Source organism: Gordonia aquimaris, assembly GCF_026262595.1.
In the GTDB taxonomy this organism is placed as follows: Bacteria; Actinomycetota; Actinomycetes; order Mycobacteriales; family Mycobacteriaceae; genus Gordonia; species Gordonia tangerina.
Genome location: NZ_JAPKFM010000015.1, coordinates 65348 through 78532, shown reverse-complemented (window position 1 = coordinate 78532; position 13185 = coordinate 65348). Strand labels below are relative to the sequence as shown.

Here is a 13185-nt window from a genome sequence, read left to right as displayed (position 1 = left end):
ACGTTCACCTCAGTCGGGTCGGGGCAGCGGAATCGTGAAGCACGCCGATATGCCGTGTTGTGACATGGGCAGTGGCTTTTTGTGCCGGATTTGTGGGCGTTTCCGGGCAATCGCGGCATCGGTTCGCCGGGTGCTGCTTAGCTGGGCCCGGCGGACCGTGACATTCGGTCGGGTGTTCGCCGGCGGTACCGCTCGTTCGATCTCAAGGAGACGCTCAAGACTATGTGCACGCGCGTGATGTGGCCGGATGCCAACGGATCGGTGATCGTCGGCCGTAACATGGACTTCCATCAGGACCTCCACACCAACCTGTGGAAACTTCCCCGCGGCATCAAGCGCGACGACCGTATCGCCGGCAAACTCCAGTGGACCGCCAAGTACGGAAGCCTCATCGCCGGTGTGTACGACCTGCTGTCCACCGACGGCCTCAACGAACGAGGACTGGGTGGCCACATCCTGTGGCTGGCGGAGTCGGACTACGGCACCCCCGACGACTCGAAACCGCAGCTGGCCATGTCGGTGTGGCTGCAGTACTACCTCGACAACTTCGAGACCGTCGCCGAAGCCGTGGCGTGGACGGAGTCGGCGCAGCCGCAGATTGTTCCGATCGCCGATCCGACGGGCCACAGCAAACCTGCTCTGCACCTCGCGATCGAAGACGCCAGTGGCGACTCTGCCATCTTCGAGTACATCGACGGCGAGCTGCAGATCTATCACAGCCGCGATCACCTGGTGATGACCAATTCGCCGAGCTACGATCAGCAACTCGAACTGGTCAAGAAGTACGACGGTCTGGGCGGCGACGACCCGCTGCCCGGCACGTGCCTGGCCGCCGACCGCTTCGCCCGCGCGCTCTACTACGTCGGCGTGCAGCCGCAGCCGACGTCGCAGCTGCAGGCGACGGCGGCGATGATGAGCATCATCCGCAACTGTGCTCAGCCGTTCCGCAATCCCGAGCCCGGCAAACCCGATGCGTCGCAAACGCTCTGGCAGGTCGTCCTCGACCTGACCAACCTGCGCTACACCTTCGAATCCACCACCCGACCCAACACGGTGTGGGTCGATCTCAATGACCTCGACTTCTCCGAAGGGTCCGGCGAGACCAAGCTGGACCTGATCGGCAAGCTCGCGCTCGAGGGCGGCATCGCCGGTGAGGTGCACAAGGACTTTGCCAAGCACCACAAGTTCCACATCGTCTCGATTGAGCAGGCCAAGCTCATCGGTGAGCTGGTGCAGAAGGCGAGCGCCGACATCAAGCACATCACGAAGCCGGTCGAGGAGTACGAGAACAAGATTCAGGATCTGGTCACCGAGAAACTCGCGTCGTTCGTGAACGCGGAATAACGCCGTCGCGGCCGACTCCGGTGAGGTGAACGTGCCGGAAACCGGAACGTTCACCTCACTCGGGACGTCGGGTGGCGACTTGTGCCTCCTGTGAGGCCAGAAGTGTGGCTAAAATGAGGCGATGACGACTGTGCCGCTGGGCGAGGCCAAGGACAAGCTCTCCGCGCTCGTCGACAGCGCGGAGTCGACGCACGACATCATCACGATCACCAAGCACGGCAAGCCCGCTGCGGTGCTGATGTCGGCTGACGATCTCGAATCGCTGCACGAGACGATTCACTGGCTCTCACGGCGCGGAACGGCCGATGCGGTCGCCGGCGCGGATGACGAGCACGCAGCCGGGCACACCATCTCCCTCGACGACCTGCGCGCCGAGCACGGTCTTCCCCCACGATGAGCGATTCGACGCCGCAGCCGTTCGACGTCGCCATCGCCTCACCCGCCCGCCGTGCCCTTGCGCGCCTTCCCGGTCGCGTCGCGCACGCCGTCATCGAGTTCATCTCCGGCCCGCTCGCCGAGAATCCACGGCGGCTGAGCAAGCCACTACGCAATGAGCTCGAGGGTCTGCATAGTGCGCGTCGTGGCGACTATCGGATTCTTCTGCGCATCGACGATGCCAATCGCTCCGTGCTGATCGTCGACATCGACCACCGTGCGCACGTGTATCGGACATGAGTCGTGAGGTGAACGTGCCGGAAACCGGAACGTTCACCTCACTCGGGACGTCAGGTCGACGGCATCAGATTGTGCACGAAGCGGATCTTGTCCAGCACCGCCGGCGGCAGCACGAACGGGTAGAGGTCCGGGTGGCCCATCGACCGGTTGATCTGGTTGAGCGCCCAGGTCAGCGGCAGCCACCAGCCGATGAGCTGTTCGAAGCCGACGTCGCCGGGTAGCACGCTGTCCAGGGTCGATCCGGCCGGCGCCATGGCGAAGGCGGCGGCGGTGTCGAGGGTGTCGCGGATGTGCAGATAGTGCGCGAAGGTCTCGGCGAAGTCCTCGGCCGGGTGCATCGTCGCGTATGACGACACGTAGGTCTGCGGCCAGCCGTCGGGGGCGCCCTCGGAGTAGTGGCGGTCGAGCGCCGCCTGGTAGTCGTCGTCGGGGTTGCCGAAGAGTTCCTCGAATTTCGGGCGCACGTCGCCGGTGATGAGGACGAGTTGGTAGTAGTGCCCGATCTCGTGGCGGAAGTGGCCGAGCAGCGTGCGGTAGGGCTCCTCGAGCTGCACCCGCAGCTTCTCGCGGTGCACGTCGTCCCCCTCGGCGAGGTCGAGGGTGATCAAACCGTTGTCGTGGCCGGTGATCACCGACTGCTCGGCACTCGAGAGCAGGTCGAAGGCCAGGCCGGTCTGTGCATCCTCGTCGCGGCCGGTGATGGGCAGTTTGAGTTCGTCGAGCTCCAGCACGAGCCGTCGTTTGGCGGTTTCGGCGCGGCCGTACTCGGCGCGGGCCTCGATGTCGGTCTCCGGCGGCAGCGTGCGGGTGAGGCGGCAGGACTCGCACAGGGTGGGGGTGCCGGACCACGCGACCAACCAGTTGCACTGTGCGACTTTGGTGTTCTCGCATCGCTCGACCAGCGTGCCGTCGATCTCGGTGCGCTCTTTCTCGTCGAGGTTGTAGATGGTTCGGGTCTCGAGCCAGAAACCCAGTGGTTTGCCGCAGTTGAGGCATTTGCTGTTCTCGAAGGACAGACGCTGACCACAGTTGTGGCAGGTGAAATCGCGCATGATGTGTCGTCGCTTTCTCGCGGCAGGGGACACGCACAGTTGTACCCGAGAAGGGGGGCTTTCAACCACTGGCGCGCAGTGAGGTGAACGTACCGGTTTCCGGCACGTTCACCTCACTGCTCCGCGCGCCTATTTGATGACGGCGTCGATTGTCTTCTTCAGTGCGGATGGCTGTGCCGGCGAGTGCGGCGCCTTCTTCTTCAGTTCGAGCATCTCCTCGCCGATCTGCTGGAGTTCCTTTCGGCCCAGCGCTTTGCGGACCTCGGGAAACCACTCAGATTCTTCCTCTTCGATGTGATGCTCGACGTTCTCGATGAGGACGGTGGTCTTGGCGTCGAAGCGCTCATCGTCGGGCTTCATCGTCATGAGCTCCATCACCAGCAGGTCCGCGACGTGGTGCTCCTCGTAGGACTCGAGGATGTCGCCTTCGACGTCGGGGACGGCCTTGCGGACGGCCGGATACATCCCTTCGTTCTCGATGTACGTGTGCACGGTCAGCGCCTCGATGATCTTCGAGACGATGTCGCCCTTGGTCTTCGTCGCGTTCGGACCCGCCTTGCGGAAGTCGTTGAACAGTTTCTTGATCTGCTTGTGGTCGTCTTTCAGCAGCACGATGGCATCGGTCGACATCGGATGGCCTCTCTGGCGGTGGTGAGCGGGGCTGGCAGCGGAATCGCGGGCACCTTTGCGTGCGAAACCGTTGCGAACCGAATGCCCGCGGCGGGGCGGAGCCAAACCGTCGGGTACTAACGAGCCGCTCACCGGCCGACGCCGTGACCGAGTGAGGTGAACGTTCTGGTTTCCGGCAGGTTCACCTCACTGGTCTGAGAACCGCGCCCGCAACGCCCGCCGGTCGACCTTCCCCGGACCACGGGTGGGGAGTTCGTCGAGCTCGATCACCTCGCGCGGTGCGGCGTAGCGGTCGAGTCGTTCGGCGACCGCGCCCCGGATCCTCGCTGAGTCGATGGTGCCGGCGGCGACGACGAAGGCGACCACCTTTTCGCCGAGCCGCTCATCGGGCAGGCCGACGACGGCGCATTCACGCACGGCCGGGTCGTCGAGGATCACGGCCTCCACCACCTGCGGCACCACGGTCAGTCCGCCGGTGCTGATCGCTTCGTCGGCCCGGCCGACGATGGTGAGCACGCCGTGATCATCGACACGGCCGAGGTCGTCGGTGCGAAACCAGCCCGGTTCGGCGAAGGCGGGATGGTCGGGTTTCTTGCGGTAGCCATGGGCGATCATCGGGCCGCCCAGAAGCACCCGGCCGACGCCGTCGGGGTTGGGGTCGTCGATGCGGATGGTCACGCCGTTCAGCGCAACGCCGTCGTAAACGCATCCGCCGGCGGTCTCGCTCATGCCGTAGGTGCGCACGATGGGAATGCCGGCATCGATTGCCCTGTGCAGCAACGGGACCGGGGTGGCGGCCCCGCCCACGAGCAAGGCGTCGGCAGCGGCGAGGGCCGTGGTGGCGCGCGGGTTGTCGAGGACCTTGATCAGCTGGGTGGGTACGAGTGAGGTGTAGCGGCGCGGGCCGTCGAGGGCGTCGAGGGCGTCGGCGAAGGCGTTCGGGTCGAAGCCGTCGGTGACGTCGAGGACGGTGGGTGTGAAGCCGGCGGCCAAGCCGCGCAACAGGACCTGTAATCCGGCGATGTGGTGGGGGGCGAGTGCGAGCAGCCAGTTGCCGGGGCCGCCGAGGTGGGTGGCGGTGGCCTGCGCGGAGGCGGTGAGGGTGACCGCGGTGTGCTGGGCGCCCTTGGGTGTGCCGGTGGTGCCCGACGTCGAGATCACCAGCGAGATGTCGTCGGCGATCGGGTCGTCGACGCCGAGAGCGTCACGCAGTGTGGCGGTGTCGAGCGGGTCGTCGGGGACCGGGACGTAGGCGGCCGAGCCGTCGAGGATTGTCGTGAGCTCGCCGCGACGGTCGAGAACGTCGGGTCGTGCCGGAAGGTGGAGGGAGCGGAGCGTTTTCAGGGCTGCTCACCGGGCTCATCGTCAGGAGCGGCGGGTGGGGTGAGCGGGGAGTCGTCGAAGGGCCAGCCGGAGGCCTCGAGATGATCGCGGACGCGGGCGATGTCGTCTTCGTGCGGCATCTCCTGGGTGATCTCGATGATCTTCACCGCGGCGTCGACCTTCGAGATCGGATCACCGTTGGCCGGGGCGTCGGTGATCAGTGCATCGGCGACCTGGGCCACCTCGTCGTCGGACAGTTGCCGGCGCAACAGCGCCACCAGCGGGATGTAGTCACCCTGCGGCACACCATCGGGGTAGCCGGCGCGCAACCATTCGATGACGCGCTGCAGGAATTGTGGTCGGTCCACGAGGGCAATTCTAGGGCGGTCAGCGGTCGCTGGTCGCGGCGAGCGGCCAGCCGGCGGCGGCCAGACGCGACGCCACTTGATTGATCTCTGCCTCCGAAGGCTTCTCGTCGATGACCGAGGTGATCGCCGCGGCGATGCGGTCCTCGGTGAGCGGGTCGCCGTCGCGGTCGCGGCCGAGCTCCAGCACCACGTCGGTCACCTGCCGCTCGTCGAGAACCCGCACCAGCAGCGCCAGCAACGGCGGGAACTCCGTGGGCGGGATGCCCTCGGGATAGCCCTGACGAACCCAATTGATGGCGGATTCGAACAGCGATGTGCCGTCGGACATGAGTGGTGGAACCTCCGGGTCGCGTCGATCAGGTCGTCACTTGTAGCCGAACGGGAAGATCTTGATGTCGAAGTAGTAGTAGATGGTCTGGCGGGTGATCCACAGCAGCGCGGTGGCGATGATGAGCAGGACCACCGCGAAGATCACGTAACCGGCCGCGCGTAGCGCCGGATTGCCCGGCGTCACAGTGCCGTCGGCGTTGGTCTCGGTGGCGCCTTCGGCGTGGAAGCGCAGACCGAAGGCGAACAGCGCGGGCAGTCCGGCGCCGAACAGCAGGCCGACGACCAGCACCTTGCCGATCGATTCGACGATGTCCATCGGGGAAGTCCTTTCAGAGGTGGCGTCGAGGCCGTCAGGCGATCGGGGTCTTTGCGGCGTCGGCCGCAGCCGTGTCCGCCGGGATGATCGAGTTGGTCGATTCGTCCCAGTCGGCGTTGACGTTGCTCGAGTCGACCTTGTTCTGCTGTGCGCGCCAGTACATGTAGGCCGATGCGGCGATCAGGAGCGCGAAGATGACGATGGCGCCGGTGACGTTGCCGAGCAGGTTGGCGATCAGGTAGCAGATCGCGCCGACGGCGCCGGCGGCCGGCAGGGTGGTGACCCAGGCGACGGCCATCCGTCCGGCGACCGCCCAGCGGACCTGCGCGCCTTTCTTGCCGACACCCGAACCGAGGATCGATCCGGTGGCGACCTGTGTGGTGGACAGGGCCATGCCGGCGGCGCTGGAGGTGAGGATGATCGCCGCCGACGACGCCTCGGCGGCCATGCCCTGCGGCGAGCTGATCTCCACCAGGCCCTTGCCCAGGGTGCGGATGATGCGCCAGCCGCCGAGGTAGGTGCCCAGCGCGATCATGCCGGCACAGCTGAACACGATCCAGAACGGCAGACCGTGCTCCACGCTGGAGGATTCGAGGTGACCGGTGACGATCAGGGCCATCGCGATGACACCCATCGTCTTCTGCGCGTCGCCGGTGCCGTGTGCGAGCGACACCAGTGAGGCGCTGGCGATCTGGCCGTAGCGGAAACCTTCTTCCTTGCGGCTCTCGGCGATCCGCTTGGTGATGGCGAAGACCATCCACGTGCCGCAGGTGGCGACCAGGCAGGCGATCACCGGGGCGAGCAGACCGGGGACGATGATCTTGGCGAACACCCCGTGCCAGTTGATGCCGGAAATGCCGATCGCGGCGATACCCGAACCGATGAGGCCGCCGAACAGGGCATGCGAAGAACTCGACGGCAGCCCGAACAGCCAGGTGAACAGATTCCACAGGATGCCACCGATGAGGCCGGCGAAGATGATCAGCAGGCCCGTCGTCGGCGTGATGCCGCCGATGAGCTCGCCCGACCCGTCGCCGGAGGTCTGCTGGATGTTGAGCACATCCTTGGTGATGGTGGCGGCCACCTCCACCGAGAGGAAGGCGCCGACGAGGTTGAGGATCGCCGAGAGGCCCACGGCCACTTTCGGCTTGAGCGCGCCCGTGGCGATGGAGGTCGCCATGGCGTTTCCGGTGTCGTGGAATCCGTTGGTGAAGTCGAACCCGAGCGCGGTGATCACCAACAGCACCAAAATCAGCATTTCGCCGGTCATGGTGATAATTCTGTGGTTCGCGCGACGCGTCAGCCTAATGCCCGGGTGTCTGAAATGTCGGAATCGACGTGGGAGTTTCCATGGTGGCGTCAGATGTTCATCTGATGTTCATCGAAGCGATTTCGTTCGTCTATCGGGCGTGGTCGTTCGTGACACTCCCTCGTTCCTTGGTCGTTCCTCAAGGGGGCAGGTGGTGGGGGTCGGTGTTTGGGGAACGTGATCTCGATACGCCGCGGGCTCGCTGCGCTCGCTCGCGGCTACTCGATCACCGACGGGGGCTCGCGTGGTGGTGGCTCGATCATCGAGGGCCGCAACTGGCGCGGGAGACTCTAACGATCGTTCGCCCGGCTCTGTGATGCAGATGACTCCTGTGGAAGAATCCGACCATGACTGCGATGAAGCTTGGTATGCCCATCAACTACGCGGGCGACTTCCGCGAGACCATCAACAATCTCGTCGACTACGAAGCGGTCGGCGTCGAGCGCATCACCGTCCCCGAGGCGTACAGCTTCGACGCGGTCAGCCAGCTCGGCTACATCGCCGCCAAGACCGAGAAGATGGAACTGCAGACCGGCATCCTGCCGATGTATTCGCGCACCCCCACCAACCTCGCGATGACCGCCGCCGGCATGGACTACATCAGCGGCGGCCGGTTCGTGCTCGGCATCGGGGCGTCGGGCCCACAGGTCATCGAGGGCTTCCACGGCGTCAAGTACGACTACCCGGTCGGCCGCGCCCGCGAGCACGCCGAGATCTGCCGGATGGTGTGGCGCCGCGACAAGACCGAATACCAGGGCAAGCGCTACACACTGCCGCTCGATGAAGAGCACGGCGGATCGGGCCTGGGCAAGCCGCTGAAGATCATCAACCACCCGATCCGCGAGCGCATCCCGATGCTGCTGGCCGCGATCGGGCCCAAGAACACCGAGCTCGCCGCCGAGCTGTTCGAGGAGTTCCAGCCGATCCTGTTCCACCCCGAGCAGATCGACGCCGCCTTCGGTGAGTCGTTGCGCGCCGGCAAAGCCAAGCGCGACCCGTCGCTCGGCGAACTCGGCATCGTCGTGCAGGCCACCGCCCGCATCTCCGACGACCCGCAGGAGATCACCAACGCCAAGACGCTGGTGCGCCACCACGCCGCGCTCTACATCGGCGGCATGGGCGCCCGTGGCAAGAACTTCTACAACACCCTCGCCCAGCGCTATGGCTACGTCGAGGAGGCCAAACTCATCCAGGACCTCTACCTCGACGGCAAGAAGCAGGAAGCCGCCGAGGCGGTCCCGGACGATCTGGTCAACTCGATGTCGCTGATCGGGTCGCGCGCCGAGGTCGCCGAACGCGCCGACGCCTTCCGCGCCGCGGGGGTCACCTGCCTGCTGGCGTCACCCGTGGCGAGCACCCACAAGGAGCGCGTCGCCGACATGGAAGTGTTGCGGGGGATCTTCGGCTGATCAGCAGGACGCCGGTCGCCCGGCCGGTTCGCGCCGGCTGGGCACCGGCGTCTCGTCGGTGCGGGACAGGCGCAGGACCATCGTCGGCACCTCGCCCTCGTGCAGCGGCCACGCCGTCAGCATCGAACGGCGCAACTCGACGAGTTCGTCGCCGTGCCGTGCCGACAATCCGCGCGCGGTCGCGTCATCGGTGGCATACAAGAACGTCGGGGTCACCGGATGCACCGCGAACCCCAACGACTCGGCGGTCACCCACACCTGCTGGGTGATCTGACCGGCGTTCACATAGGCAGCGAGGTCGTCACTGTCCTGCACCACGATGACCAGCGCCGACGACGACATCACCCGGGCAGCGGCGTCGGCACCCAACGCCTCGCCGGCATCCCATTCGTCGAGCAGAGCCATCACGTCGGGGCGCGCGATCACGTCGAACATGCCCTGCATCGCCGGCGGCAGCGCCAGTGATTCGACGTCGATGCCAGTCGGGTCGCCGGGACGGTCGGTCAGTTCGGCGAACATCTCGCGATGCAGCTCGGGCGTCAGGAAACGGATGCGATCCGAGCGCGCCGCGATCGCTGCGTAGCGTTCGATGTCCGCCCGATCGGTGAGCACGATGGCCCGCGTGCGGTCGGTGTCAGCCGCGGCCGCCACTCGCTCGGCGTCGTCGCCCGACATCGGCGAACCGTCCCCAGGTCCGCGACGCGTGTGTCGGTCGAGCACCGCGGACAGATCGGTGACGGCGGGTGCGTCGTCGGCGGACGGCGAATCGTCGCCGTCCAGTGCGACCCGCACACCCAGCCGGTCACCTGCGCCGACGACCTGTGTCCGCGTCGACAGTCCGCGGCTCGCGGCGGCCACCCGGGCGTTGTAGGCCGCAGCCCCCACGGCCAGTGCCGACGCGCGGTGGTCGACATCGAGGATCGAGGTGCGGGTCGGGTCGAGCGCGATGGTCACCGATTGATCGTCGGCGTCGATCTGCCACGGCTGCTGGTTGCCCGCCGACGGCGCCCGCGATGCCGCGTAGCGAAGGAGTTCAGGCCCGGACATCGAGTCGACGTCCGGCGGGTCGGCAGCGATTGTCGGCGTCGGATCAGTCGGCGTCGGATCAGTCGACGGCGGTTGCGTGGCCGCGATCGGATCGGTGAGCCCGTCGAGCCACGCGTCGCGGTCGAACCGCACCCGGCCAGACGGCAGTGGCCTGCCCTGCACGAAGCGTCGAACTGCGGCAGCCACGGTGGCGCCGCCGAGCAGGACGTCGCCGCCCAGCTGCGGCCACGCCGTGACGGTCTGGCCGAGTTCCAGCGCCGAGGCGGCCATCGCCGCGGTCACCTTGGCCGGCTCCAGAACCTTGACCGCGAGCGGGGTCGTCGCCGCTCGATCCAGACCCACCAGGTCGGCCGCCCGCAGATCGCCGGCGAGACCGTGGAACAGGGGACGCTGCGGGTCGAGATCGAAGCGTTCCACGTCGAGGGTGCCGCCGTCGCTCGTTTCCATCAGCACCGGAATGCCGAGTTCGCGGCACCGGTCGCGCACCAGGACCTTCACGTCGAACGAGTCGCACTCCTCGATGACGAGGTCGAGGCCACCGATGAATTCATCAATATTTTCCGTCGATATTCCATCGGTGAAACAAATTGTCTGAACATAAGGATCAATTTCGGCGATTCGGCGTGCCGCGATCACAGCCTTATTGGTATCCACGTCGATCACCGAACTCGGTACTCTATTCAGGTTGGTCAATTCCAGGGCGTCGAAATCTGCCAGGCGTAATTCACCGACGAGGCCCTCTAGGGCGAGGGTCAATGCGATGGAATGGCCCACGCTCAAACCGACGATGCCGATCCGCAGGCTCGCGGCGCGATCGAGGTCGCTGCTCGTCATCTTGTGGCGGTTGCGGTCGAGCCGGAGTCGTCGGTAGGTGTCCGGGCCGGGTATCCGGACCAGGGTCTTGCGCCACGGAAAGTGGGCATACCGTGGCGGTTCATCGGATAGATTTCTCAACGAGCGTTGTAGAAGCCCGGCGAAGGCGGCCGCCGACGATTCGGTGATGTCCAGCACGGAAATGGTCGGGTCGGAGAGGAGGTCTGCGGGCACCGTGTCATCGGTGTAGATGGTCGCGACGGCGCCGTCGGGGTTCTGCATGGTCGTATCTTCGCTCACGCAACAATAGTTTGCCACGCTACCAATCCGGTAAATTCATGTCCTATGACCGCGCATACTGTGCAGTATGGCAAGCCTGCGAATCAGTTTCGCGCAGTCATTCGACTCAATGTGAACTGACGAAAGGTTGACCTGACCATGACTGCGATTCTCGACGCCAACGAATTCTCCGTATCGGCTTCTGCTCGAACCGGTTTCTTCCGTACCCCCGACTACACCCTCGTGACCGCCACGCCGCGTGCCGAACGTCGACTGTGGGAACGCTATCTGCGCGGCGCGGCGCAGGCCTACACCCGACACGGATGCGCTGCCGCTCTCGACTACGACCTGGTGGCCGACGGCGCGAGCACGGCGCGTTTCTTCGCCATCCTCGGCGAGGAGCGCAAGGTGATCGGTGGGCTTCGCGTGCAGCATCGCTTCGAAACCGCAGCTCAGTCGCATGCGCTGGAGGAGTGGGCGGGGCAGCCCGGACGGCGGCCGCTGGTGGACGCGATCGACGCCCGGCTCGACAAGGGGGTGGTGGAGGTCAAGACCGCGTGGGTCGACGAACGCTCGCCGCTCGCCCGCGACGTCGCCGGACAGCTGTCGCGGCTGGGCCTGCCGATCATGGAACTCGCCGGAGTCGGGCACATGATGGCCACCGCGGCCGATCACGTGCTGAAGCGTTGGGAATCCGGTGGTGGCCGCGTCGACGAGTCCATCCCGCCGACCCCGTTCCCCGACGATCGCTACCGGACGCAGCTGATGTGGTGGGACCGGGCGCGACTGACGGAATTCACCACGCCCGAGACGTGGACGCGTATGCGCGCCGAGGCCGATGCCCTATGGACGTCGGATTTGTCTCAATTGCGTTCGGCGGCTTGATTGTTCGGTCCCAACTCACGCGTGAAGAGTTCCAGGACGGTGTGCTGCAGGGCGTCGGCCGGCCTGGCCGCATCGGGGTCGGTGGCCGGCCGTCGCCAGAGCACCGGGTCCATCGGTTCGACGACGGCACGGTCGCGACCCTGAGTCTTGGCCTGGTAGACGCAATGGTCGGCGCGGTCGAGCATCGTGGCCACGACGTCGTCGGTGGATGCCGCGTGGGTTCGGACCGAAGCGATCAGTGGTGCGCAGACGCCGCCGACACTCGCCGTCACCGGAGTGGCGTCGGAGACCGCGATCCGGAAACGGTCGGCCGCCGCGCGCAGCTCGGCCTCGTCACGAACCACGCAGAACACCAGGAATTCCTCGCCGCCGAAGCGGCAGACCACCGATCCGGGGGGTGCGACCTCCCGGATCGCGGCGGCGGTGGTGAGCAGGACGCCATCGCCGGCGATGTGGCCGAGTCGATCGTTGACCCGTTTGAAGTGATCGAGGTCCATCAGCAGGATGCCAATCCATCCGGTGGAGACGTGCGCGGCCGACAGCAGGTGTGACACCCGGCTGAGGAATCCACGGCGATTGAGCAGACCGGTCAACGGGTCGATCCCGCTCAGCTGCGTCTGACGTTCCAGCGTGGCCTCGAGTGAGCGGCGCAGGGCGATCACCAGGAACACCGGGACGGTGATGGTGCCGATTACGGCGCCGGTGCCGATGATGAACGCGGCGGTCGTCGTGGCGATCAGCGCCAGCACCGTGATCGCCCCCACACAGGCCAACGACGACAGCCCGAGTACCAGCGGAATCGACGGGGAGATCGCCGCGATGGTGGGGATCACCGCGACCAGCGCGAGGACCGCGGTCGCCGACGTCTTGTAGGACAGGATCAGGGCGGTGCCGCAGATGCCGATGATGCCCATCCCGCCGAGGACGGCGAACTCGGCATCGGTGAGATGGCTACGCATCGCGGTCACCACGAAGACCGCCGCGATGAAGGCCCAGATGACGAACAGCAACACCATGCCGCCGGGTCTCAGGGCGTCGGGTGCGAGCACCGCGACGATCGGCAGCGGTAGCACGCCGCCGGTACTGATCAGGGTGGCCAGCGAACGGGCGTCATAACGATCGAGTAGTTGCTTGAAAAAGGTCACACTTCTGCTCCCCGGCGACCCCGACCGTGCTTTTAGTCTGTAAAGCTTTGTGAACGAAACGAATTCAATGATCGACCACGGATGGCCCGGAAACGAACAGCTCAGCGATTCGAGACTAACGTAAGACGCCGCATCTGGCGACCGAGAGAACGACAATACCTTGATGTATTGAACTTCGCTGGTGACTCGCCGAAGAGATTTGGTTTCCGGCAACAACTGAATACACGTCGACTCGACGCCGTCGACAGATCCGCGTGAAA

Annotated in this window: 14 protein-coding genes; 5 read left to right on the top strand and 9 right to left on the bottom strand. The window is 65.8% G+C overall.

Annotated elements, in window-relative coordinates; all coding sequences use genetic code 11:
• Positions 1-222 precede the first annotated feature (222 nt).
• The 3 genes from OSB52_RS14870 (at position 223) to OSB52_RS14860 (ending at position 2019) form a co-directional block, all read left to right on the top strand.
• A complete protein-coding gene (locus tag OSB52_RS14870) occupies positions 223-1344 on the top strand; it encodes a linear amide C-N hydrolase (protein WP_266062508.1) in 1122 nt (373 codons plus the stop codon).
• A 121-nt stretch (positions 1345-1465) separates the two neighbouring features.
• Positions 1466-1741 carry a type II toxin-antitoxin system Phd/YefM family antitoxin gene (locus tag OSB52_RS14865; RefSeq protein WP_235724931.1) on the top strand — a complete coding sequence of 92 codons (276 nt, stop codon included), beginning with the start codon at positions 1466-1468 and terminating at the stop codon, positions 1739-1741.
• The gene (locus OSB52_RS14860) at positions 1738-2019 is read left to right on the top strand and encodes a type II toxin-antitoxin system RelE family toxin (RefSeq protein WP_266062506.1); all 282 of its coding nucleotides are present in this window, start codon (positions 1738-1740) and stop codon (positions 2017-2019) included. Before OSB52_RS14865 ends, OSB52_RS14860 begins: the two co-directional genes overlap by 4 nt.
• A 50-nt stretch (positions 2020-2069) precedes the next feature.
• Here the strand turns inward: OSB52_RS14860 and OSB52_RS14855 are convergent, their stop codons facing one another.
• From OSB52_RS14855 to OSB52_RS14825, 7 genes are all read right to left on the bottom strand, one after another.
• The gene (locus OSB52_RS14855) at positions 2070-3071 is read right to left on the bottom strand and encodes a zinc-binding metallopeptidase family protein (protein WP_266062503.1); all 1002 of its coding nucleotides are present in this window, start codon (positions 3069-3071) and stop codon (positions 2070-2072) included.
• A gap of 129 nt (positions 3072-3200) precedes the next feature.
• On the bottom strand, positions 3201-3701 hold the full coding sequence (locus OSB52_RS14850; RefSeq protein ID WP_235724928.1) for a hemerythrin domain-containing protein: 501 nt from the start codon (positions 3699-3701) through the stop codon (positions 3201-3203).
• Between the two features lie 186 nt (positions 3702-3887).
• A complete protein-coding gene (gene menE / locus OSB52_RS14845) occupies positions 3888-5045 on the bottom strand; it encodes an o-succinylbenzoate--CoA ligase (RefSeq protein WP_266062561.1) in 1158 nt (385 codons plus the stop codon).
• Complete coding sequence (locus OSB52_RS14840) at positions 5042-5392, bottom strand: DUF3349 domain-containing protein (RefSeq protein WP_235724927.1); 351 nt, start codon at positions 5390-5392, stop codon at positions 5042-5044. Before OSB52_RS14840 ends, menE begins: the two co-directional genes overlap by 4 nt.
• Before the next feature lie 19 nt (positions 5393-5411).
• Positions 5412-5720, bottom strand: a complete 309-nt coding sequence (locus tag OSB52_RS14835) for a DUF3349 domain-containing protein (RefSeq protein ID WP_235724926.1) — start codon at positions 5718-5720, stop codon at positions 5412-5414.
• 36 nt (positions 5721-5756) lie between these two features.
• A complete protein-coding gene (locus OSB52_RS14830; protein ID WP_235724925.1) occupies positions 5757-6038 on the bottom strand; it encodes a hypothetical protein in 282 nt (93 codons plus the stop codon).
• A gap of 34 nt (positions 6039-6072) precedes the next feature.
• On the bottom strand, positions 6073-7308 hold the full coding sequence (locus tag OSB52_RS14825) for an inorganic phosphate transporter (RefSeq protein ID WP_266062501.1): 1236 nt from the start codon (positions 7306-7308) through the stop codon (positions 6073-6075).
• Positions 7309-7694: 386 nt separating this feature from the next.
• Between OSB52_RS14825 and OSB52_RS14820 the strand changes: the two genes are divergently transcribed.
• Positions 7695-8756 carry an LLM class F420-dependent oxidoreductase gene (locus tag OSB52_RS14820; RefSeq protein WP_266062499.1) on the top strand — a complete coding sequence of 354 codons (1062 nt, stop codon included), beginning with the start codon at positions 7695-7697 and terminating at the stop codon, positions 8754-8756.
• On the opposite strand, the gene OSB52_RS14815 is transcribed toward OSB52_RS14820, so the two are convergent.
• Positions 8757-10898, bottom strand: a complete 2142-nt coding sequence (locus OSB52_RS14815; RefSeq protein WP_266062560.1) for an Rv1355c family protein — start codon at positions 10896-10898, stop codon at positions 8757-8759.
• A 156-nt stretch (positions 10899-11054) separates the two neighbouring features.
• Between OSB52_RS14815 and OSB52_RS14810 the strand changes: the two genes are divergently transcribed.
• A complete protein-coding gene (locus tag OSB52_RS14810) occupies positions 11055-11780 on the top strand; it encodes a hypothetical protein (protein WP_266062498.1) in 726 nt (241 codons plus the stop codon).
• Here OSB52_RS14810 and OSB52_RS14805 read toward each other — a convergent pair.
• Positions 11759-12925, bottom strand: a complete 1167-nt coding sequence (locus tag OSB52_RS14805) for a GGDEF domain-containing protein (protein WP_266062497.1) — start codon at positions 12923-12925, stop codon at positions 11759-11761. The two genes, OSB52_RS14810 and OSB52_RS14805, sit on opposite strands and share 22 nt — an antisense overlap.
• Between the last annotated feature and the right edge of the window lie 260 nt (positions 12926-13185).

Coding starts and splice junctions, on each gene's coding strand:
- OSB52_RS14865 (WP_235724931.1), top strand. CDS start 1,466: ATGACGACTGTGCCGCTGGGCGAGGCCAAGGACAAGCTCTCCGCGCTC.
- OSB52_RS14850 (WP_235724928.1), bottom strand. CDS start 3,701: ATGTCGACCGATGCCATCGTGCTGCTGAAAGACGACCACAAGCAGATC.
- OSB52_RS14870 (WP_266062508.1), top strand. CDS start 223: ATGTGCACGCGCGTGATGTGGCCGGATGCCAACGGATCGGTGATCGTC.
- OSB52_RS14860 (WP_266062506.1), top strand. CDS start 1,738: ATGAGCGATTCGACGCCGCAGCCGTTCGACGTCGCCATCGCCTCACCC.
- OSB52_RS14855 (WP_266062503.1), bottom strand. CDS start 3,071: ATGCGCGATTTCACCTGCCACAACTGTGGTCAGCGTCTGTCCTTCGAG.
- OSB52_RS14825 (WP_266062501.1), bottom strand. CDS start 7,308: ATGACCGGCGAAATGCTGATTTTGGTGCTGTTGGTGATCACCGCGCTC.
- OSB52_RS14810 (WP_266062498.1), top strand. CDS start 11,055: ATGACTGCGATTCTCGACGCCAACGAATTCTCCGTATCGGCTTCTGCT.
- OSB52_RS14835 (WP_235724926.1), bottom strand. CDS start 5,720: ATGTCCGACGGCACATCGCTGTTCGAATCCGCCATCAATTGGGTTCGT.
- OSB52_RS14830 (WP_235724925.1), bottom strand. CDS start 6,038: ATGGACATCGTCGAATCGATCGGCAAGGTGCTGGTCGTCGGCCTGCTG.
- OSB52_RS14815 (WP_266062560.1), bottom strand. CDS start 10,898: ATGCAGAACCCCGACGGCGCCGTCGCGACCATCTACACCGATGACACG.
- OSB52_RS14820 (WP_266062499.1), top strand. CDS start 7,695: ATGACTGCGATGAAGCTTGGTATGCCCATCAACTACGCGGGCGACTTC.